This window comes from Pseudoalteromonas sp. Scap03, from assembly GCF_013393115.1.
Taxonomy (GTDB): Bacteria; Pseudomonadota; Gammaproteobacteria; order Enterobacterales; family Alteromonadaceae; genus Pseudoalteromonas.
In genome coordinates, this window is the sequence record NZ_VDEU01000001.1 from 2,068,163 (window position 1) to 2,089,022 (window position 20,860).

The window sequence follows — 20,860 nt, forward strand, 5'->3', positions numbered from 1 at the left end:
CTAATATGAACTATTGGGTTAAATTCAAAAAAGACAAAGAGCAATAAAACAAGTACAATGAAAAGCGCCGAAAGGCGCTTTTTTTATGCGTAGTATGGAGAGAGATGTATGGCGATTATTCGTTGCCCCAAATGTGCAAAATCAATTTCAGATAAACATCCGCAGTGTCCACATTGCCAAAGTAACGTTGCTGAATTAAATGCCGAGCAAGTTCAACAACTTCAACGTGAGCAGCGAATTAAAAAGCAGCAAATGTTTATGAACCACTCCTTTTTAGCGCTGATCTTATTTTTAGGTGGCTTCTTTTGTTTGTACTTCCTACAACCTCAAGAAAAAACACTTCAGTGGTATGCGTATACCTCAGCTATAGGCATTGGCTGTATTTGGTACCTTATTAACCGTATTATTTTAGTGACTCTGAAAAAGAAAAAATGACATGAATATTGACAACTTAGTACAGAATATTACTCCAGAATTATTTGAGCGCCTACAATATGGCGCATCAACAGGAAAGTGGCCAGATGGCACACCTTTATCAGATGAACAAAAACAACAAACAGTCCAACTTGTGATGTTGTATCAAGCAAAAGTAGCACAATCAAACGAGCAGTTTACCATTGGTGCAGATGGAGAAATGATCCAAAAAACCAAAGCGCAACTACAAAAAGAATTTAAATCAGATAACGAAATAGCTAGGTTCAGTGAAAATGATCTTTAAACACCTTTTTACACCAAAATGGAAACACCCGAAGCAACAAGTTCGTTTAGATGCGATTGAAAAACTTGATGTAGCACGCGACGTAACAATTTTAAGCACCTTAGCGCTTGAAGACTCATCGGCTGAAATTCGTCGTAAAGCACTGCAAAAAGTAAACGATTTACCGCTTTGGTGGAAAGCTTACAAGCAAGATCAGGCATTAAAAGATGTAGCTGAGCAGCAAATATCGTCTGCTGTATTAAACAGTGAAAGTAGCTTATCGGCGCAGATTAAAAATGAGTACATTGAACGTTTTGCACCGGTTAAAACCCTTGAAAAACTAGCATTTGCAGAAAAAGAACTGCAAGTGAGAGTTAAGCTCTTAAAACGCCTAGCAAACCCTAAACTGATTGAAAAAGCTTTTAAAGAAGCCAATGAAGAGCTGCAAAAGCAGTTAGTTGACTTAGTCATTACACAGCAGTTAACTAAAGCTTTGTTAAAGCATGCTCAAGGTGAAGCTAAAACGGCCCTTGAAAGCCATCTTGAAAACGAGCGTTTAGCGCTTGAAATGCCAGCGCAAGTTGAAAATGCTACCCGTGTTATTTTAGCCAAGCTTAATGCATTGCGTGATAAAAATGACTACGCCATTGTTGACCCACAAGCCGCAGAGCTCATGGCACAATGGCAAGCTCTAGAATTAAAATGGCTAAGTGAAGAACATGTAAAAACCCTTGATGCTAAGTATATTTCAATTACCGATAAGCTTGATGCCCACATTGCCATACTAAAAGCGCAGCACGAAGTAGAGCAGCAATGTTTAGCTCAGCAACAGCGCCAAGTGTTAGCGTTAGCTACGTTAGAAGCATTAAGTGAAGAAATTGAGAATGCATTACAGTTAGGGTTAGAAACGCCAGAGCAAATTCAGCAAGACTGGCTTAATGCAAAAGTAGCGCAAGCGAAAGACACGCTAGATAAAACGGAACTGGTGGCTGATCAGCAATCAAAACAAGTGATTAATAAGCTTGAGCAATTATTCTCACAAGTTGCTAAGTTGCCTGAGCTAACTGCGGCGATTAAAGAATATAAAATTGCCTACAATGCGCTTAGTGAAATAAAACCTGCAGAGCAACTTAGCGATTACGATCAACAGTTAACAGCATTCAATAATACCTTTAAAACTGCACGCAGCCACTTAAATTTACTTAGCGCTGATTTACAAGCGTCATTCAAAACTCAGCTTAATGCGCATAAGAAGCAGTTCTTAGCTTCAATGAGCGAACTCACTAAGCCGCTAGAAAAAACTCAAAGCCAAGCTAAGCGAAAAGCGCGTGATGTTAAACGTTTAATTGAAGAAGGGCGTTTTAATGTTGCATTTGGTGTATTTAAAGGCTTCGAAGAGCTATTTAATGCCCTAACTGAGAAATACCAACAGCCGCTGGTTAACTCAAAAGCTGATCTAGAAGCGCAGCTAGCTGATGCTAAAGATTGGCAAAAATATGCAGCGGCCCCTAAACGCACTGCACTTTTAGAAGAAGTAACACTGCTAGTTGATGAGCCTTGTAACGATCCGCAACAGCGTGCTGACCAAGTTAAAGTATTGCGTAAGCGTTGGAATGAACTAGGTCGTCTTGATACAGAGCAAGAAAAGCAGCAAGGAAATGAGTTTGATGAAAAAATTGAGCTATTGTTCGCACCTTGTCGTAGTTATTTCGCAGAGCAAGAAATCCAGCGTGAAGCGGCTAAAGTAGAGCGTGAGCAACTAATAGCGCAAATGCATGCACTGCATTTACAAGCGACAGAGGATGCTGATTTAGATTGGAAACAATTCGAAAGCCACTACAACCGATTACAAAAAGCATGGCGTAGTGTAGGTAAAGTTGATCCTAAAACATACCGAATTTTAAACGAGCGTTATAAGGCAGAACAGCAGCTAGTTGTATCTTCACTTAATGCGTTTCATAAAGGCAATGCCGCACTTAAAAATGAGCTCGTTGAGCAAGCGCAACAGCTATCTCAAAGTGAAAACCTAGCAGAGGCGTGTCAGCAGTTAAAGCAGTTACAGCAACAATGGCAGAGTATAGGGTTTGCAGGCTTAAAAGCTGAGAATGCACTATGGCAAAAATTCCGTGAGTTTAATGATGCAACATTCACTAAACGCAGCGAAGAGTTTGAGCAGCAAAAACGCGAGCAAGGTGAATCAGATAAGCTAGCAACAGCCGAACTAAATGAGCTCGAAGCGGTTTTAAATAGTGTTGAAGGTAAAGCCCAATTACTGGATCTGCAAACCAAAGTTAAAGGGTATATGCCATTTAAATCGTTAACGCCTAAAGTATCCGCTTTATTGTCAGCTATAGATGAAAAGCTAACCGGATTAGCCGCCAAAAACGAACAAGCTAACTTAAACGCATTATTTGTTGCGCTTGAGAATAATGAACCAGTGCCAAGTCAGTATACTGGTGTGGTAAAAACGGCATTAAGTATCGAGCAGTTGCTAACGCGTATGGAAATACTAGCCAACGTTAGTTCGCATGACTCAGCGCAAAGAATGGTTGAGCAAGTGGCAATGCTAGATGACAAGCACCGTGGAGACCACGCTGATTTAAACTATTATTTAAAGCAATTAATTGCACTCAGCGAAGGTTCAGTCAAAACTGACACACTAGCAAGGTTAAAAGTTATTTTTGCTGTAAATTAACTTTTATCAACTAAAATAAAAAAACCGCTATTAAAGCGGTTTTTTATTATGGCTACTTACTGCCAATACGATTAATGAATAGGGTTTTGTATGAAAATTTTTGTTTTTATTTCACTATTATTTTTAACTGCCTGTAACAGCACTCAGGGTATTTCGGTTTATTCATTTACAAATTCAGAGGTTGAGTCGTTACTAAATAAAGAGTTACCTAAATTAAGTGAAAAAGTTAGCCTGATGGGCTTACCTGTGCAGTTTGATGTAAATGATTTAAGCGTTAATATTGGTCCCGACAACAGTGATTATGTTTTATTAGGTGCTGATTCGAGCGCCGAGATTAATGCCTTTGCATTGAAGTATCCTGTGCGTTTAAAGTTACAAATACAAGGCACGCCTTTTTATGATAGCGAGAAAAAAGCCGTATTTTTACGTAATGTTAAGTTACGCGATTCAAGTATCGATGCAGGGGGTTTTAAAGGTAATTTAGAAGTGCTGGATAATGAGGCGATGGATGTCATGAATGCATTTTTAGCGGTTAACCCTGTTTATAAGTTAAATATGAACGACCCTAAAATGGCACTGTTAAGTAATTTACCCTTAGATTTAAAAGTAGTCGAAGGCGCGATTAAGCTAGTACCTCGGTTATAATTTAGATCTAATAAGCGTAATAAAACGTATTAATTGACCTTATTATTAATAGATTAGGTTAATTATGGCTAATGAGCGATCCGTTCCCACCTCTCGACTTTCACGATTTGCAAAGTTAGGCTCATTAGCCACAGGTGTTGCCACAAATATGTTAGTAGGTGGTGCCAAAAGTGCGCTTAGTGGTAAAGGCTGGGATAATAAAAGCTTATTACTCCAGCCGAAAAATATTGAAAACTTAGCCACTCAGCTGTCGCACCTTCGCGGTGCGGCAATGAAGCTTGGGCAGTTACTTTCAATGGATGCTGGCGACTTATTAACTCCCGAGCTTGCGCAGTTACTGTCTTTGTTGCGTGCCGATGCCAACCCAATGCCACATAAGCAATTAGTGAGCGTGCTAAAAGAGCAATGGGGGGATGATTGGTTATCGCGTTTTTCTCATATTGAACTAAGGCCGTTTGCAGCTGCATCAATTGGGCAGGTTCATTTAGCTTATATAGAAAATGGTGATCAATTAGCCGTTAAAATTCAATATCCAGGTATTTCTAAAAGTGTGGTAAGCGACGTAGATAATGTGATCACTTTACTTACTTTATCGCGATTATTACCTAAAGAATTGGATATAAAACCCTTAGTTGAAGAAGCGAAAGCGCAGTTACTAGCTGAGACTGATTACACCCTAGAAGCTCAGTATTTAGCAAGATACAAAAACCTGTTATCGACTAACCCCCATTTTAAAGTGCCTAGTGTGTATGTAGAGCACAGTACTGCGCAAGTGCTAACCATGGAGTATGTAGATGCCAAGCCTATAGAGGGCATTACATATTTACCACAATCAGATCGAAGTCGGGTTGCTGAGCAACTAATTGATTTGTTTTTTAAAGAAATGTTTGAGTTTAAGTTAATTCAAACCGACCCTAACTTTGCTAATTACCATTACCAACCAGAATCACAAAAAATCGTGTTATTTGATTTTGGTGCCACCCGAGAAATTACAGCTACCCTAAGTGATGCCTATTTAGCCTTGTTTAAAGCCGGCAGTAATAATGATCGTGAAGGTGTGCTCAATGCCGCCACTGCTATTGGCTATTTTAAAGACGCTCTAAAAGATGACTATAAAGAAAGAGTGATTGATTTATTTTTAATGGCTTGCGAGCCACTTCGCTATAATGGTGAGTTTGATTTTAAAAACAGTGAACTTGCTAGCAACATCAAAGATGCTGGAATGCAATTAAGTGCCCAGTCGCAGCAGTGGCATACCCCTCCTGTGGATGCATTGTTTATTCACCGTAAATTAGCTGGCTTATATTTAATTGCAGCGCGTTTAGACGCCAAAATAAATATTAAGGCGTTATTTAGCCATTATTAAGTGCTAAAGCAGGATAAAATTGGCATAATGCTCGCGATATTTCGCGAGGTTGTATTATGATAAAAAACTTTTTAAACGATCCTACCTTATTGCTCAATGCGGTAGGTGAGGGTATATATGGATTTGATTTGTCCGGTAATGCGGTATTTGTAAACCCAGCTGCAGAGCGAATGACTGGGTGGACGGCCGATGAATTATTAGGAAAAAAAATACATCAATATCATCATCATAGTCATGCCGATGGCACCCCTTACCCTGCCGATGAGTGCCAAATTTATTGCACTATGTTTGATGGCAAACGCCGCGAAGTAAAAAACGAAGTATTTTGGCGCAAAGATGGTAGTGCCTTTGCAGTTGAGTACACCTCCACTCCCGTTTATAAAAATAACCAGCTTATTGGTGCTGTGGCAGTATTTCGCGATATATCAGCACAACAGCAAACCCAAACCCAGTTGCACGAAGCGTTAGCTCAAGTAAAGCATCTAAGCGAGCAGCTAAAAGATGAGAACGATTACCTTATTGCCGAGCTTAACGAGGATTGGCAAGATTCAGGACTGGTTGGCCACAGCGCTGTATTCCAACGCATGTTAGATCAAATACAGTTAGTGAGTGAAACCGACAGCACCGTACTCATTCTTGGTGAAAATGGCACTGGCAAAGAGTTGGTAGCGCGTAACTTGCACCGTCTCAGTAAGCGCAACGAACAAGCATTCATAAAAGTAAATTGTGCGGCATTCACTCCAAGTTTATTAGAGTCAGAACTTTTTGGGCATGAAAGGGGCTCATTTACTGGCGCTAACGAGCGTCGTAAAGGACGTTTTGAACTTGCCGATCACGGCACCTTATTTTTAGATGAAGTCGCAGAGCTGCCGTTAGAGTCCCAAAGTAAGCTATTAAGGGTATTACAAGAGCGTGAATTTGAACGCGTTGGCGGTAGTCAAACCCTAAAGGTTGATATTCGCATCATTGCTGCAACCAACCGTAACTTGTGGGAAATGGTACAAGCAGGGCAGTTTAGAATGGACTTATATTACCGTTTAAATGTATTTCCTATTCATGTGCCAGCACTTAAAGAACGAAAAGAAGACATTCCTTACTTGTGTCAAAACTTAATTGCACAAATAAACAAGCGCTTAGGTAAGCAATTGCAAGGGTTAAGTACAAAAGCGATCAGACAATTACAAGCCTATGACTGGCCAGGTAACATTAGAGAGCTACAAAATGTACTCGAACGAGAAGCTATTTTATCTAAACACTCTACATTACAGTTAAGTCAGTCGCTCAAAGCGGGCGATGATAACGCCATAAACCCAACGCTTACACTTGATGAAGCACAAAAACAGCATATAAGTAGCGTATTAGCACTGTGTAATTGGAAAATTGCAGGTGAACAAGGCGCGGCAAATAAGTTGGGCTTACCAGAGAGCACCTTACGCTCAAAAATGCAAAAGTTAGGACTGCGTCGTCAGAGCTAACTCGTGATATATCGCGATAGTCGCTAAATATCGCGATATTATAGTTCGGTTTTATTTTTAAAGTCATTTAATATCAATGCTTTAGTTTAACTTTCAGTGTGGTCTGAAAGTTGCAAATACTTGTTTAGTACCCGTCACTATGAAGTAAGTAGCATGAAGTTTGATATTAAAGAAGAAGACATGATCATAAAGCCCTATAAAGAAGAGGGGCCAATTTATATACGCGAGCAAAAAGGTTTTTTTCAACGTATACGTCGCAATTTAGGCTGGTTGTTAATGCTGAGTTTTATTGCCATTCCGTGGGTTCAATATAACGGCCAGCAAGCGGTTTTATTGGATGTGGCCACCCAAAAATTTACTATTTTTGGCCTTACCTTGCTCCCTCAAGACTTTATGATTTTAGCCATGCTGTTTATGGTGGGAGCGTTTGCCCTATTTTTTGTTACCAACTGGCTTGGCAGAGTATGGTGTGGTTATACCTGCCCACAAACCATTTGGATGTTAATGTTTTCTTGGGTTGAGCAACGTATAGAGGGTACGCGTAACCAGCGTATTAAGCTTGATAAAAGCCCTTGGGATATTACCAAATTGCGAAAAAAAATCACTAAGCACAGTGCTTGGCTGGTTATTTCGATACTCACGGCGACCTCATTTTTAGCGTATTTTATCCCCGCTAAAACCTTGTATCTCGAAATGTTAAATTTAGAGTGGTCTGGGATCACCAGTTTTTGGGTATTTTTATTTGCGTTTTGTACTTATGGAAATGCGGGCTTTTTACGTGAAAAAATGTGTACTGTGGCGTGTCCGTATTCGCGCTTTCAATCGGTGATGTTTGATAAAGACACTCTGGTGGTTACTTACGATAGCGAACGGGGTGAAAATCGCGGCCCACGTAAACGCAAAGCTGATCCTAAAGCGCTTAATTTAGGTGATTGCGTAGACTGTAACTTATGTGTGGAAGTATGCCCTGCAGGGATTGATATTCGCAATGGCTTGCAATATGAATGTATTAACTGTGGTTTATGTATTGACGCTTGTGACGACACCATGGATAAGTTTGGCTACGAAAAAGGCTTAATTAAATACGCCAGTGAAAAGCAAATGGCAGGGCAAAAAACGAATCCATTTAGGCTTAAACTTGTAGGCTATGGGGCGTTAACTGCGCTATTAATTTTATCTATGTTTGCTTGGATGTTACAACGCACCCCTATAGAAGCTTCTGTGCTTAGAGATAGAAACGCATTGTATCGGGTAAATTACGAAGGCTTAGTTGAAAACCCTTACACACTTACTATTATCAATAAAACTCAGCAACCGCTGCATTATTCAATTTCAATTAGCGGTTTAGAGGGGGCTACATTGCAAAGCCCAAATGCTATATTAGTAGAGCCTGGGCTGATGAAAAGTGTGCCGGTAACGGTGACTGCAGACGGTTACGATTTAGCACGCAAAGTGAGTAAGCTGAGTTTTGTGATCACTTCGCAAGAAGATCCTGCAATTACTATTACCAAAGACAGTCAGTTTTATAAAAATTAATAAAGTATGAGTCCTAGCCAGTTAACAACCTGACTCGGCTAGGGCTAGCTGCTTAATTACAAATTTTTTGGCGCTTTGAAAATCATCAAACAAGCACTCTTGTAAATGAGCATCACGGCCTGAGCTGTGCATAATCCGCTGCAATTGCCTTATAGCAATAGGCGAGGTGAGGACAAACGCACTGATCAAACAGTTATTAATCCCCATTGTTTGGCTTACATCTATCATGTTTTTTTCAGCATCGGGGGTAGCAGCAATCACCTCAGGAGAGTGGCTAATATAACCCCAAGACAAATGTTTAAAAGGTTCAATGGTATTTAATAAAGCGGCTTTAAAATGATTTAATAACTGAGGGTTTAAGTTACCTTTAAACTGCCCAATAACTATATTACCTTCAACGCGCAAGCTATAACTGCCGTAGTTATTTTCAAATTTCAATAGCCGCTCCTTTTATTGATTATCTACTGCATTGGTCACTTATTTATAATGTAGTCTAAGGCACCTGAAATTGCAGCAACTTGCGCTAATATACACTCTTCAGGGTTAGCCGTTGCACTGTCTGGATATACTTCAGTGGTGGTGACATACGCAGCTTCAGAAAATCCCATACATAAGCCTAAATCACGGGCCGCGTAATTAATTACCCCAAATTGCGCTTGTGGTACACCAATTAATTGCTGATTTTCATCGCTAGGTGCAATATGCGTTACTTTTTCAACATGTTCAATAATTGCTTTTTGAAAAGCAGGCTCTGGTTTGTTGCTATCAGCCACTAAATAAAAGCCATCAGGAATGTTCCAGTTGGTGTTTACTTTGCCTTCACGAGCCGCGAGTGCTGGTCTAAATTCACTGTTATCAGAATCTGTTGTTTCATGTAAATCGATATGCGCGATTAAATCAGTATTTAAAGATTGCACATAGTTCATTACTGCCGCTGATTCTTGTGCTGGACTGCCCTGATAAAAAGAGCGGTTAGGGTCTACCGCATCTGGGTTCCAACGATTAATCGTTTCATAACCCCATGGGCTAATACAGGGGGTAATTACAATATTAAAGTGCTCAGCGTACTTATTTGCCAATGTTTTAGCGAATCTTAAAGCGCCATGAACACCACTGGTCTCGTAGCCATGTACGCCGCCAGTAATTAAAACAGTGGCTTTGTTTGTATCAAAATTAGTGGTTTTTAACGCGTACAAAGGGTAGCTACCTGCGGCATAATTAAGCTCACCGTATTGCTGTACTTCTAGAGTGCTTTTAAGTTCATCAATTAATGTTACGACTTCTTGTTGATAGCTTCGCTTAATTTTTTGTGCCTCAAGCCATTGGATTTTATTATTGTTGTTCCACTTCTCACCAGGCGTACCAATTGGGTAACTACTGTTATTCATATTAAACCTTTAAGTTGAATTATCTCTGCGGGCTATAGAGCACATAGACCATAATGACGAAAATAAAGCGTTAGCTTAACGCTGACTAAAATAGCGCGCAAGTATATGCGATAGTCACTGCATTAGTTAATGGCTGAGCTTGAATGCGGATAGTACCTTTGTTGCATAAAGTCTTTTAAAAACCATGCGGCAAACTCATGTCTGCACTCTACATCGGCTTTGCTGTATATGTAACACAGTGCATTTTAGATGTTGCAAGTAGGCGGCTACGCCCTGTATTAATGACCGCTACAACCGCTATGTTTGGTTTATTGCCGCTGGTGTTTGCAACAGGTCCAGGAGCTGAAATACAAAAGCCATTAGCTATCGTGGTTATTGGCGTGTTAATTACCTCCACTATTACTACCCTTTATTTATTACCTATCTTCTATGGTTGGTTGGAGAAAAAATATGGCTGAACAGTTACTTTTTACCCTAAATGCACCCACAAATATAAAAGATGACGTAGTTGATATATTAATAGGCATAGACTGTATAACCGGCTTTAACTTAAAAAAATTCAAGGCTATAGCAAAGAGCACAGCGAGTTTGATATTGCCGAGCAAGTAGAAGGGTATCGTAGTTTTTATCAATTTGAGGTGCATATTTTATTATCTGAACTTGCCATACTAAAAACGACGCTAAGCCCTGTTTGTAAGTACACACCGTTAAATATTGGGTAACCCCGGTTTATGAAAGTGAGCATATTGGATAGTTACCATATATTAGATTAACTTTGAGAGTCACTTCAATTGGATTAGTTATTAGACTTATTTAATTGATTTTGACAACTTATCAATGTTTAATTGAATGACATGTATTAATTGTTGTTTATTATGCACTTTCTCCATAAGTACTTCTTACTTAACGATCATCATACTGCCCATGATGAAGTCGCACACTGGCGGGTGAGTGCACTGCGGATAATTTTAACTCTCGTTACTTTGCTCTGTTTTTTGGTAGTTTGTTATACATACACCCGCGCAATTGAATTCAACCTAATTTACATTGCAGTTATTACTATTAGTTTTTTCACTATTGCTTTTAGTCTTTTATTAGCAAGTAAGCGATTTTACACATTTAGTGCAAACGCACTTTTATTAACTATCGTTGCTGGTAGTTTATCAATGAATTTATTTTTAACTGACTTAGAGCTTGCAAAGGTGGGTTCTATGTTTATGTATTCATGTCCCATCATTGCTCTTATGCTACTCGGTTACAGAACGGCTTTGGCCTACGGTATTTTAAACATCATACCTTTTTACATGATTATTAATAATGTTGATTTATCTGGCTATTCAGGAATATCAAGCCAATTACCAGAAGCTGACTTATATATTACAGGCCTGATATTTTTATTTTTTAATATTTGTATTCCACTGGCTACTGCGCGAACAATTGTTGCTGCCAAACGTTTAAACAAAACCATGTTAAATGCTAATAGCTTCCTTAAAGATAAAAACGAGCTTTATCGCACCTTATTTACTGAATCTAATAAAGCTAAAATTATTGTCGACGAAAATTTAGTAATTACAGATTTAAATCAACATGCTATTGAAATGTTTGGATTAAAAAACAGCTTGAAAGAAAAGGCTGAGAGAATTGATGGATTATTCCCTGCACTTAATAGCAAAGAGTTAAATATAAAAAATCAAATCATAGAATATAAGAGTCGCTACTATAAGAGTAATTATCAGCAAATAGCAATGAGTACAAATTACCGAGTGTATGACTTTTATGATTGCACGCAAGAGCAGTTAATTAAACAAAACTTGTCTATGATGGAGCAAGAGAACAAACGTCTAAGGTTTAGAGACTCGCAGACGAAATTGCCTAATCGAGAGTGGTTTGAGATGCAATGCGATAGGTTAACGTCTAAATATCAAAAAGGCTTTTATATCGTAGTCACACAAAGCGCAAATAGTGAATATTTAAATTTAAAACTTAAAAAGGCTGACTCCCAATCATTGCTAATTACTGCTTATAAGCGCTTAAAAGCAATGCCTGAAGGGCCCTTGCTTTGTGCGTATATAGAAGGTAGTAAACTTTGCTTTATTGTTGGTTCAAGCTCAAGTGAACAGCAAAACAAGTTATTAATACAAATTAAAAGCACTTTAGATCAAACTTATGATGTATTTGGTACTAATTACCAACAATCATTTTTATTTGGTTTTGCTAAGTGTCCTGAGCACGGTGAAGATAGTGCTATTGTTCTTAGTAATGCGTGTGAGGCGCTCAAGCTCGCAGACTATAACTTGCCTTTTAGTGGTTACAACCAAAAACAATCACAGGCTTTTATGGAAAAGTATGAAATTTCCATGTTACTTGATGAAGCTTTGCAACAAAATGATCTGTCAGTACATTATCAACCTAAAGTGAATGCAAAAGGTGAATGTATTGGGCTTGAAGCATTAGCTCGTTGGCATAGCTCTGTGCTTGGTAATATATCGCCAACTGTCTTTATTCCTATTGCAGAAGAGTACAGAATGATTAGTAGATTAACGGATTTAATTATTCAAAAAGTCTGCGCTCAAATTGCCCAATGGAATAAAGTTGGTTTGCCACTTTTACCTATAGCAATAAACATATCTTTGCTCGATTTTAGCCAAGCTGACTTTATGTCAAAATTGGTGAAATATTTGGCGGATTTTAATGTAAAACCGAATCAAATAGAATTAGAGCTTACCGAAACATCACTTGAGGCTAACCAAGCCCACTCTCTAAAACTTATGCAAACTTTGCAAGATTGGGGGTTCTCTATTACTGTGGATGACTTTGGTGTTGGCTACTCAAATATTGCACGCCTTGCTGATTACCCTATTGATAAACTTAAATTGGATCGCTCTTTAATAAGTCAGGTTACACGCTCTACACGCCAGAAAAGCTTAGTTAAAGCTATGCATGTGATGTGTGATGAACTCAATATCAAGTGTGTAGCCGAGGGAGTAGAAACCGAAGAACAGGTCTTAATAATGTCCGAAATGGGATGTAAAGAGTTTCAAGGTTATTACTTTTCTAAACCCATGAGTGCTCAGGTGTATGCTGAATGTATAAATGAAAATGGTCTTGTTTTTATGACAAAAAACTCAGCTACAATGAAAGGTAGTTGAATTTAATAACTATGTTCTAGCGACCTTTTCGGATTAAAATTTCAAACTAGGGTAACGAATTTTTTGGCGTTAAATGCTGCTGAAATATTTCAGCAGCATTTGAGCTGTTCTAGTTTATTCAAACAATCCTTTTATAACCGCGTGGCGGTTTTGCACCATTAATATGCCGTTAGCCCATACATACTCAGGGGTTAAGGTCTCTTTATCGAGAAGCACAACATCCGCGTCGCTTGTTGCTTTAAGGCGGCCTTTATCAAGTCCTAAAATATCGGCAGGGTTACTGGTTATGCTCATTAAAGCCTGCTCTATAGGGACGTTATATTCTTTGACTGCTTGCTGAAACGAACTCAGTAGGGATGCCTCTTTGCCCACCTCAAGCCCTAATAAATTAAAGTCTTTATCAAAAATAGGTAAACTAGCATGGCCATCTGAGCTCATAGTGAGTTGATTTGGTGCTACGCCTTGTTCTAAGCAGTAGGCAAGGGCATGGGCTGCTGCATATTCACCATGTGCTAAATCGTAGTCGGTGGTGCTGGTGGTAAAGTCGATAGTACCGCCCTGATCACAAAAGTGAATACCGGCATCAAGAAGTGCTTTATTGCGGTTCATATGCGTAGGATAAAACTGTTTAAGCTTAATATCACTTTGCTGAGCCACCTGATGCAAAATACTCAAGTGACTATCGACAGGGCCGACATGAATACTCACGGTGCCTTTTTTACCACTGAGCATACCGGCTACTTTGGCCTCGGCTGCCAATTCTGCTAATTGCTGGACCGTAGGTTGGCTACTGCGATGATCAGAAATAGCCACTTCGCCAACACCTATAAACTCCTCTATATACATGATGTCGTCAGTGATTGAGTGAGTAAGAGTTTTAGCGGGTAAATGATACGAACCGGTATGGCAAAATACATTCAGCCCTTGCTCTTTTAGGCCTTTTGCTTTGGCAACCAAATTGGTAAGCGTACGTGAGCTTGAGTCGGTACCCAGTGCGCCCACCACTGTGGTAGTGCCCGATAGGGTTGCATCGGTTAGGTTCATTTCAGGGGTGCGGCTGGCAAATCCAGCTTCGCCACCGCCACCGGTAATATGCACTAACGAGTCAACAAACCCCGGCGTAACAAGCTTATTTTTACCGTCAATTCGTTTGACGAGTACACTGCTGTCGAGGATTATATTTTCGTCAATAGCAATGATTTTACCACCGCCAATTAAAACATCTTGTGTGCCTAGGTAGGTAGGTGCATAAACGTTTGCACCTTGAATTAAAGTTAACATAACAAATTCTTTTTATTGATAATTAATAAAGTAAGCAAGAAATATAAAGCCGCTTGCTAATACAAAAAGTGCTAGAGCAAAGCGCCAAATAAACGCAGCCCATTCTCCCCAATCTAATTTCACGACCCCTAAACAACCAATTAAACTAGCTGAGGTGGGAATTAAAATATTGGTTAATCCATCACCTAATTGAAAGGCCAATACCACAATTTGCCTTGATACATTGAGCAAATCGCCAAGTGGAGACATCAGCGGCATAGTGATGGCAGCTTGGCCTGAACCCGATGAAACAAAAAAGTTAAATACACTTTGAAACACCAGCATTCCCCAAGCTGCAATGTAATCTGGCACACTGGCTATGCTACTTGCACAGTAATAAAGCAGGGTGTTGAGAGTTGAGGGAGTGGTTAAATCACTACCGCCTAATAGTAATACAATGCCTTTAGCCAGTGCGACTAATAACGCCGCTGGCAATAATTCTTGTGCACCGTGTTTAAACGCATCCGCGCACTCATTCGCGGTTAGCTTTTTAAACACGATGGCAATTATTGCACTGATAAGGCCAATACAAAAAAACTGTGCCGCAAGCTCAGGAATATAATATTGGCGAGCCATCACTCCCCATACAACCCAGGCTATGCCCAATACAAACACTAATAATGTGAGTGCATCGGCTAGGCTGAGTTTAATCGTTGGCTGATCACCCGTTTTTAGGGATTGTGTTTTTATCCGTTTTGCATAGCGCATAGTAAACACAAGGCCTACAAGGGTAAAACAAGCCCACGCTAACATACGAAAGCCCGCACCAGAAAATACTGGAATTTCAGCTATCGATTGCGCTATAGCAATGCTAAAAGGGTTCATCCATGAGGTGGCAAAGCCTATTTGCGTAGCCACATAAGTTGTAAGTACAGTGACTTTAGCGTCGTAGCCAAGTTGTTGCATAATAGGGAGCAGCACAATACAAAATGCAATAGCCTCTTCGCCCATACCAAATACCGCGCCGCCTAACGAAAATAGTAAAAACAGTAAGGGAATAAACAGCCATTCAACCCGCTTGGTTTTATTAATAAGTGCCATAATGCCGTTATTAATCGCACCGGTTTTCATAATAATGCCAAAGGCACCGCCAGTGATTAAAATAAACGCCATTACGCCAATAGCTGCACCATATTTATCACCCGACACTAAGCCTTCAAACAATACATTTGCTAAACCAATGTCCCCACCTTGTGCAAAAACAGGTGGTGATTGTTGGTCGTTAACGGCTTGATATTGTGAAAGCTGCACAGTGTGGCTACCAGATTCTGCATTAAATACCCCGGGGGTAATAAATACCGTGGCCATATAGGCAATCACTGCCACACACAGCAAAATGATGCTGGCATCGGGCATAGAAAATTGTTTTTGTTTCATAATTTCACTTTAATAAAAGGTCATTGTGTTGATGCGTAAATAAACGCTTAAACGTACTTTAGCACTTAATAGGCAGTGTCACTGTAGCCATGACCTGTAATAAAAGGAAGGCCGCAAAGCGTTTGCTTTGCGGCTAAGTGGTTAAAAACGGTAGCTAATACTTAATTTGTAATTAGCACCTAGGGCATTATGATTAATTGAATCAAAGCCACGGTTTGAGCCATAAAGAGTGGGTGGCTGTTTATCAAAAATATTATTGATGCGCGCACGCAAAGTCAGTGATTTATTAACATAAAAACCCGCTGATAAATCCCAAACGAGCCAGTCATCAACCTGATGCTCACCTTTTGAGTCTAATACGCCAAGCGAATCTAGCTCATCAATTTCACGACCACGCAGGCCTTTTATATCATCTTCGTAGCTGCTGGTGTAGTTTGCACCTAAGTTAAGGTAGTAATTTTGCGCTTCCCAATCTATTGACATACGCGCAACATTTTCAGGATAACGATAAGTTCCTACCAACTTCTCTAACGAGTCAGACCCCGGTTTATTACGTTCAAACTCAAGGTAATGAGTACCGTCAAACGCAAAGGTCAAATCGCCGCTTGGTAATACAAACCTATGGTCAAACTTAAAGTCTATGCCTGCTAATGTTTGTGTACCAGTGTTTTCAAGTGGGATAGCATGATCGCGAAACAACGGTAAAAATAGCTCGTCATCACGTGGGTTAAATTCATCTATATAACTGCTTAAAATTTCAGTTAAATTAGCGCCGTCTTGCTCTATGTTTAAACCACTGGTGTCGGTGACATCACATAATGCTTCATCGTACGATATGCCTTGCTCGCCCGGTGGGACAATGCCACAGTGACGAAGTGACGCATCAGTTATAGCGCGGTCGAGCACTGCGGTCATGTTGGTATCGATTACTTCTTCATGATCAAACTGCCAATAATCAATGGTTAAATTAGTATTAGCCGATGGACTCCATGCAAAGCCAACACTGATAGCCTCAGATTCTTCTGCATTTAGATTAGGGTTACCTAACTCTAACGAATTAACACTCACTTGGGTGCCATCACCCATACAGTATAAATCGGCTACAGCTTGGTTGGCACCACAGTCAAAAGTAGATTGCGTGGTTCTTAATTTAACGCCAGCTTGAGTTAATGATGGTGCTCTAAACGAGGTTGACCATGAACCACGAACAACTAACGAATCAGTCGGGCGATAGCTCAAACCTATTTTAGGATTAAAGGTGCCACCAAAATCATCGTAATGATCGTATCGACCCGCTGCTTGCAGCTCTATTTGCTCACTCAGTGAAATACTTAATTCAGCAAAGGCGGCATATTGAGTGCGCTCGGCTTCTGATAAGCTAGAGCCAAAGCCAAATACATCAACAAGGTAGTCTTTGTCTGCTTGAGCTTGTGAATTAAGCGAAGGAAAGTCGCTTAGCTCTTCACGGCGTGCTTCTACCCCAAATGAGGCATAGGCTGGTAGGTCGTTAAAGGTAAATAGTTCACCATTAAAGTTAGCATCCCAGCCGTAAACAGTACTTTCTCCACTGCGTGTTGGGCGAGCTTGCGCTGTTGCCAAAACGGCATCATTAGCGGCGTCGCCTTGAAGGAAAGGGTTGTAAAAAGGTAGCAACTCCCCAGATACACAATTTAAGTCAGTACCGTCATAACTTGCCAGCGTACCGTCTGAACATAGCTCGCCTGTAATCGCGCCATGAAACTGGTAACGATTATATACCCCTGCAATCGCTTCTTGCTCTGAACGTGAGCGAGAAAGAGTAACACCAGATTCCCAACCCCAATCACCAATTTCACCACTTAGACTGCTTACCAAGCGAAAGTTTTTCGTTTCTACTTCCACCGTTCTTGGGGCATTAAAGCGCGCGTCAAACGCAAAGCCATATACTTCTCGGCCACTTTGAGTATCAAATGGGTCAATATAAAGTTGATCCATTAAATCATTACTACCATCGGCATTATCGTAAATAAATAAGGCGTCTTCTAAAACATACGGGCCGTCGTCATCATTAATTTGGTTAATAGGTGAGGGCGATGAATACGCTTTTGCCTTGGTCTGACTGTAAAAAAAATCAGTATGCCATTGTAGACCACCAAGCTCACTATTAAACATAAAGCCAGTTGAAAGGCTTTCAAATGGCGTTTCTAGGTAATCATCTTGATTTGGGTAGTAAGCACAAATTTGTTCATCAAGTTCAGTAGTAACTAACTCGGTTTTGCAGTTTGGTGATGGAAGTTCGTTACCATCTCGGCTGCTGAAATAATAAATATTAGGTGAGTTCTCCAGCTTAGGTAAATAGGAGTAACCATTCACTAAAGAGGGAGAGGCCGTGTAATTACGATCGGTGGCTTTAAAAGCGTTACGGTCATATATATCTGCAAATACCGTTAAGTTACTCTCGCCTATTTTTGTACCATACACTAAGTTTAATTGTTTTTTACTTTCGTCATGTTGATCAAAGCTATCGGCAAACGAAGTATTGATTTCAGCGCCTTCAAAATCATCTTTTAAAATATAGTTAATAACACCCGCTACAGCATCGGCACCATAAACGGCTGATGCACCGGTGGCTAAAATATCAATACGTTCAATGGCCGCAAGTGGAATAGAATTAACATCTACAAAGTTTTCAGTGCCTGCAGCAAATGAGCTAGGCGCAACTCTTCGCCCATTTATTAATGTAAGCGTTGCTGATGGCCCCATGCCTCTTAAGCTCGCTGCTGATTGACCCGCTGGTGTTGAGGTAGACGTACCGCCACTTTCAGAGGTTGAAAATGTGCCACTTCCGCCTTTAAAAACAGATAAATCTTTGAGTAATTCATGAATGGTATTAGCACCAGAGCGTTTGATTGCATCTTGGTCTAGCACGGTTAGTGGAATAGTGCCTTCCAGATCAACGCCTTTTAAGCGAGATCCTGTTACTTCTACTCGTTCAATGTTGGTATTAGTTTGAGTTTCTTGTGCATACACACAAGTGACAGGGCTCAGTAAAGTGCTTACTGTGGCCGCAATAGTTAGTTGACGAAACATTGTAGTACCTTTTGTCTTTTTTAAGCGCGCAGAAATAGGTTTAATATTTCTTAAGGCTTTAATTATTATGGTTTTTTAGACAGGGCAATGGTGAAATGACACGCTGAGCCCCTCACAGAAATTAGTGAGGTGGTGGGCTACTCGTCAAACCACTCCGAAAGGTAGTGTGGTGAGTAGAAATATGTTGTAAGCAGTGTTGCTTTTTTAAACATAATTCTCGTTCCAAAAAGGTTTTTGACAAAGCTAGCAAATGGGTGCTAGCTTACTCGCGTTTTAAAGTTCCTTTTTTTTATAGCAAGTGAGAGACGCTCTCGCAAGTTATTTCTTATAATTTTTCACATGAGTGTAACATAATGGAACGAATAAATTTACCAAACAAGCGGTTAGTTAAATCGCGAATAATAACCGCTTTTTACTCAATTTTAATTGCTTTTTCGCTACAGTTAGGCGCAAAAGAGTCTAATCAAACTCTTGTTTTAGTGGGGGGAGCTCTCACAACATGCGCCAGTTTAAGCTCTAAAAACTGTGAAAAAAATACTCAGATCTCGGGTAAAACGCATAATGTATTTGCGCTCTCTCACACTAAAATTAGCCAAATAAAGCAACAATGGCCCAGTAAAAATAGCCAAGCTAAAAATAACACTATTAAAAATTTAGCAACAATGCAGGCTAAGTCATCGCCCACATTATCGAAAAAAGAACTGTTATGGTTGTGGCGCGATATTGATAGCAAACAGCTCAATAGTTTATCGGATCAAGAATACAATTTTGTAATAGATATGCTTGAAGTAGCTCAAATAAAAAGCGACAACACACGGCTAAAAGAGCGGGTAAATACTGCGCTTAATAGCGAATCGGCAGCGACAGAGATTTTGCAGTTTATATCGGGTAGTTTAAAAGTTAATAACTCCAACCCGAGTATACTGGCCATTACCGCCTCAAGCAGAGACCCTTATGAATCTGCTGATTTTTACGAAGGATTACTAAGCTTCCCTAATGTAAATTCGCAATGGCTTGCATTAACCCCTGCGCTTGCTAAAGCAATAACCACCAACAAGTGTGATGATTTAACCACGCTTAGGCACTCCGAAATGGGGCTATATCAACGCGAACATATTTACCCTGATCGCACACAAGCTGAATATCAATTGTGTAAAAAAGGCATCGACGCTTTAGTAGAGCTAATAAAAAACAGTACCGGTGTGATGTTTAATGGTGGCGATCAAAGCCTAACTCGAAAAGTATTATTTGATGAAAATAACCAGCCTTACCCTTGGACAAAAGCATTACAGTCTCGCCCTGTTATTGTTGGAACAAGTGCAGGTACCGCGGTGCAAAGTGGTGGGCAAGCCCACGCCGGGAATGTGGTGATGATCACCAATGGCACTAGCTTGTCGGCATTGAAAGAAGGCGCACAAGCCATTGATGCCCCAAGTGAACGCTCAAACAGCGATAGTTTAACTTACAACCGCTTTGGGGGTTTAGGCACATTTAGTTACGGTGTACTCGATACACACTTTAGCGAGCGAAACCGTACATTAAGACTAGGCACTTTGCTCGACGACTTAAGCGCAAACCAAGATCAGCCGACATTCGGTTTTGGTGTAGACGAAACCACAGCCTTAGTGGTGATTAAATCTGAAGCTGGCAATTTAATGACCGTAATTGGTAAAAATGGTGTAGTGATGGTTAAATCAACAGGGCAAGCTCAGGCTAAAACTAAAACCTATAGTTACTCTTATTGGCCTGTGGGAAGTGTGATTGATATTAAAAATAACGATTATACCTTAAGTCAGCGCAGTATTAGCCAAGCATTACCAGCAATTAAAATACCGCCTTTACCAGTTCAGCGTTTTGGCAGTATTTTAATGGATGCCAAATTACGCTCTTTAACGCAAGCCATGTGCCTTAGCCAAGAACAAACGGCTGTTGGTCAGCAAGGTGAGTTTATTATTAGCCTATCTACCACGCCTGAGTCGGCATATCATCGTATTAGTGCTGCGCAGTATGGCTGTGCGGTGAGTAATTTAGAAATTGCAGTGAGTACCTTTTAATTTAATGCCACGCAAGCTAATTTAATTAAACACGCTGCTTAGTTGATTTTAACTTTAGCGGCCATACTATATTTAAAGCGTGTTTATTA

General features: G+C 40.1%; 14 protein-coding genes and 1 pseudogene. 10 read left to right on the forward strand and 5 right to left on the reverse strand.

Annotated features, from left to right (window positions below; genetic code table 11):
- Positions 1 to 108 precede the first annotated feature (108 nt).
- From FHG08_RS09445 to ccoG, 7 genes are all read left to right on the forward strand, one after another.
- Entirely contained in the window at positions 109 to 435 is a 327-nt protein-coding gene (locus tag FHG08_RS09445) for a hypothetical protein (RefSeq protein ID WP_008114079.1), read from the forward strand.
- A 1-nt stretch (position 436) separates the two neighbouring features.
- The gene (locus tag FHG08_RS09450) at positions 437 to 718 is read left to right on the forward strand and encodes a YeaC family protein (RefSeq protein ID WP_008114080.1); all 282 of its coding nucleotides are present in this window, start codon (positions 437 to 439) and stop codon (positions 716 to 718) included.
- The gene (locus tag FHG08_RS09455) at positions 708 to 3,392 is read left to right on the forward strand and encodes a DUF349 domain-containing protein (RefSeq protein WP_178955653.1); all 2,685 of its coding nucleotides are present in this window, start codon (positions 708 to 710) and stop codon (positions 3,390 to 3,392) included. Before FHG08_RS09450 ends, FHG08_RS09455 begins: the two co-directional genes overlap by 11 nt.
- Positions 3,393 to 3,482: 90 nt before the next feature.
- Complete coding sequence (locus FHG08_RS09460) at positions 3,483 to 4,037, forward strand: DUF1439 domain-containing protein (RefSeq protein WP_010392868.1); 555 nt, start codon at positions 3,483 to 3,485, stop codon at positions 4,035 to 4,037.
- Positions 4,038 to 4,101: 64 nt separating this feature from the next.
- Positions 4,102 to 5,403 (forward strand): AarF/ABC1/UbiB kinase family protein, encoded by a 1,302-nt coding sequence (locus tag FHG08_RS09465; RefSeq protein ID WP_178955655.1) that lies wholly within the window; start codon positions 4,102 to 4,104, stop codon positions 5,401 to 5,403.
- A gap of 56 nt (positions 5,404 to 5,459) precedes the next feature.
- Positions 5,460 to 6,878 carry a sigma-54-dependent Fis family transcriptional regulator gene (locus tag FHG08_RS09470; protein ID WP_178955656.1) on the forward strand — a complete coding sequence of 473 codons (1,419 nt, stop codon included), beginning with the start codon at positions 5,460 to 5,462 and terminating at the stop codon, positions 6,876 to 6,878.
- Positions 6,879 to 7,031: 153 nt separating this feature from the next.
- Positions 7,032 to 8,414 carry a cytochrome c oxidase accessory protein CcoG gene (gene ccoG, locus FHG08_RS09475; protein ID WP_178955657.1) on the forward strand — a complete coding sequence of 461 codons (1,383 nt, stop codon included), beginning with the start codon at positions 7,032 to 7,034 and terminating at the stop codon, positions 8,412 to 8,414.
- A 21-nt stretch (positions 8,415 to 8,435) separates the two neighbouring features.
- Here the strand turns inward: ccoG and FHG08_RS09480 are convergent, their stop codons facing one another.
- A complete protein-coding gene (locus FHG08_RS09480) occupies positions 8,436 to 8,852 on the reverse strand; it encodes a hypothetical protein (RefSeq protein WP_178955659.1) in 417 nt (138 codons plus the stop codon).
- 35 nt (positions 8,853 to 8,887) lie between these two features.
- Positions 8,888 to 9,802: a M14 family metallocarboxypeptidase gene (locus FHG08_RS09485; RefSeq protein ID WP_138608851.1), complete on the reverse strand. Its 915-nt coding sequence runs from the start codon at positions 9,800 to 9,802 to the stop codon at positions 8,888 to 8,890.
- Between the two features lie 242 nt (positions 9,803 to 10,044).
- Between FHG08_RS09485 and FHG08_RS09490 the strand changes: the two are divergent.
- Positions 10,045 to 10,260 (forward strand): annotated as a pseudogene (locus tag FHG08_RS09490) (efflux RND transporter permease subunit); the annotation flags it as partial.
- A 417-nt stretch (positions 10,261 to 10,677) separates the two neighbouring features.
- Positions 10,678 to 12,951 carry an EAL domain-containing protein gene (locus FHG08_RS09500; protein WP_178955661.1) on the forward strand — a complete coding sequence of 758 codons (2,274 nt, stop codon included), beginning with the start codon at positions 10,678 to 10,680 and terminating at the stop codon, positions 12,949 to 12,951.
- 114 nt (positions 12,952 to 13,065) lie between these two features.
- On the opposite strand, the gene iadA is transcribed toward FHG08_RS09500, so the two are convergent.
- The 3 genes from iadA to FHG08_RS09515 form a co-directional block, all read right to left on the reverse strand.
- Entirely contained in the window at positions 13,066 to 14,232 is a 1,167-nt protein-coding gene (gene iadA, locus FHG08_RS09505) for a beta-aspartyl-peptidase (protein ID WP_178955663.1), read from the reverse strand.
- A gap of 12 nt (positions 14,233 to 14,244) precedes the next feature.
- On the reverse strand, positions 14,245 to 15,648 hold the full coding sequence (yfcC, locus tag FHG08_RS09510) for a putative basic amino acid antiporter YfcC (protein WP_178955664.1): 1,404 nt from the start codon (positions 15,646 to 15,648) through the stop codon (positions 14,245 to 14,247).
- 141 nt (positions 15,649 to 15,789) lie between these two features.
- Complete coding sequence (locus FHG08_RS09515) at positions 15,790 to 18,717, reverse strand: TonB-dependent receptor domain-containing protein (protein WP_178955666.1); 2,928 nt, start codon at positions 18,715 to 18,717, stop codon at positions 15,790 to 15,792.
- 353 nt (positions 18,718 to 19,070) lie between these two features.
- Between FHG08_RS09515 and FHG08_RS09520 the strand changes: the two genes are divergently transcribed.
- A complete protein-coding gene (locus tag FHG08_RS09520) occupies positions 19,071 to 20,771 on the forward strand; it encodes a cyanophycinase (protein ID WP_178955668.1) in 1,701 nt (566 codons plus the stop codon).
- The last annotated feature ends 89 nt before the right edge of the window (positions 20,772 to 20,860 follow it).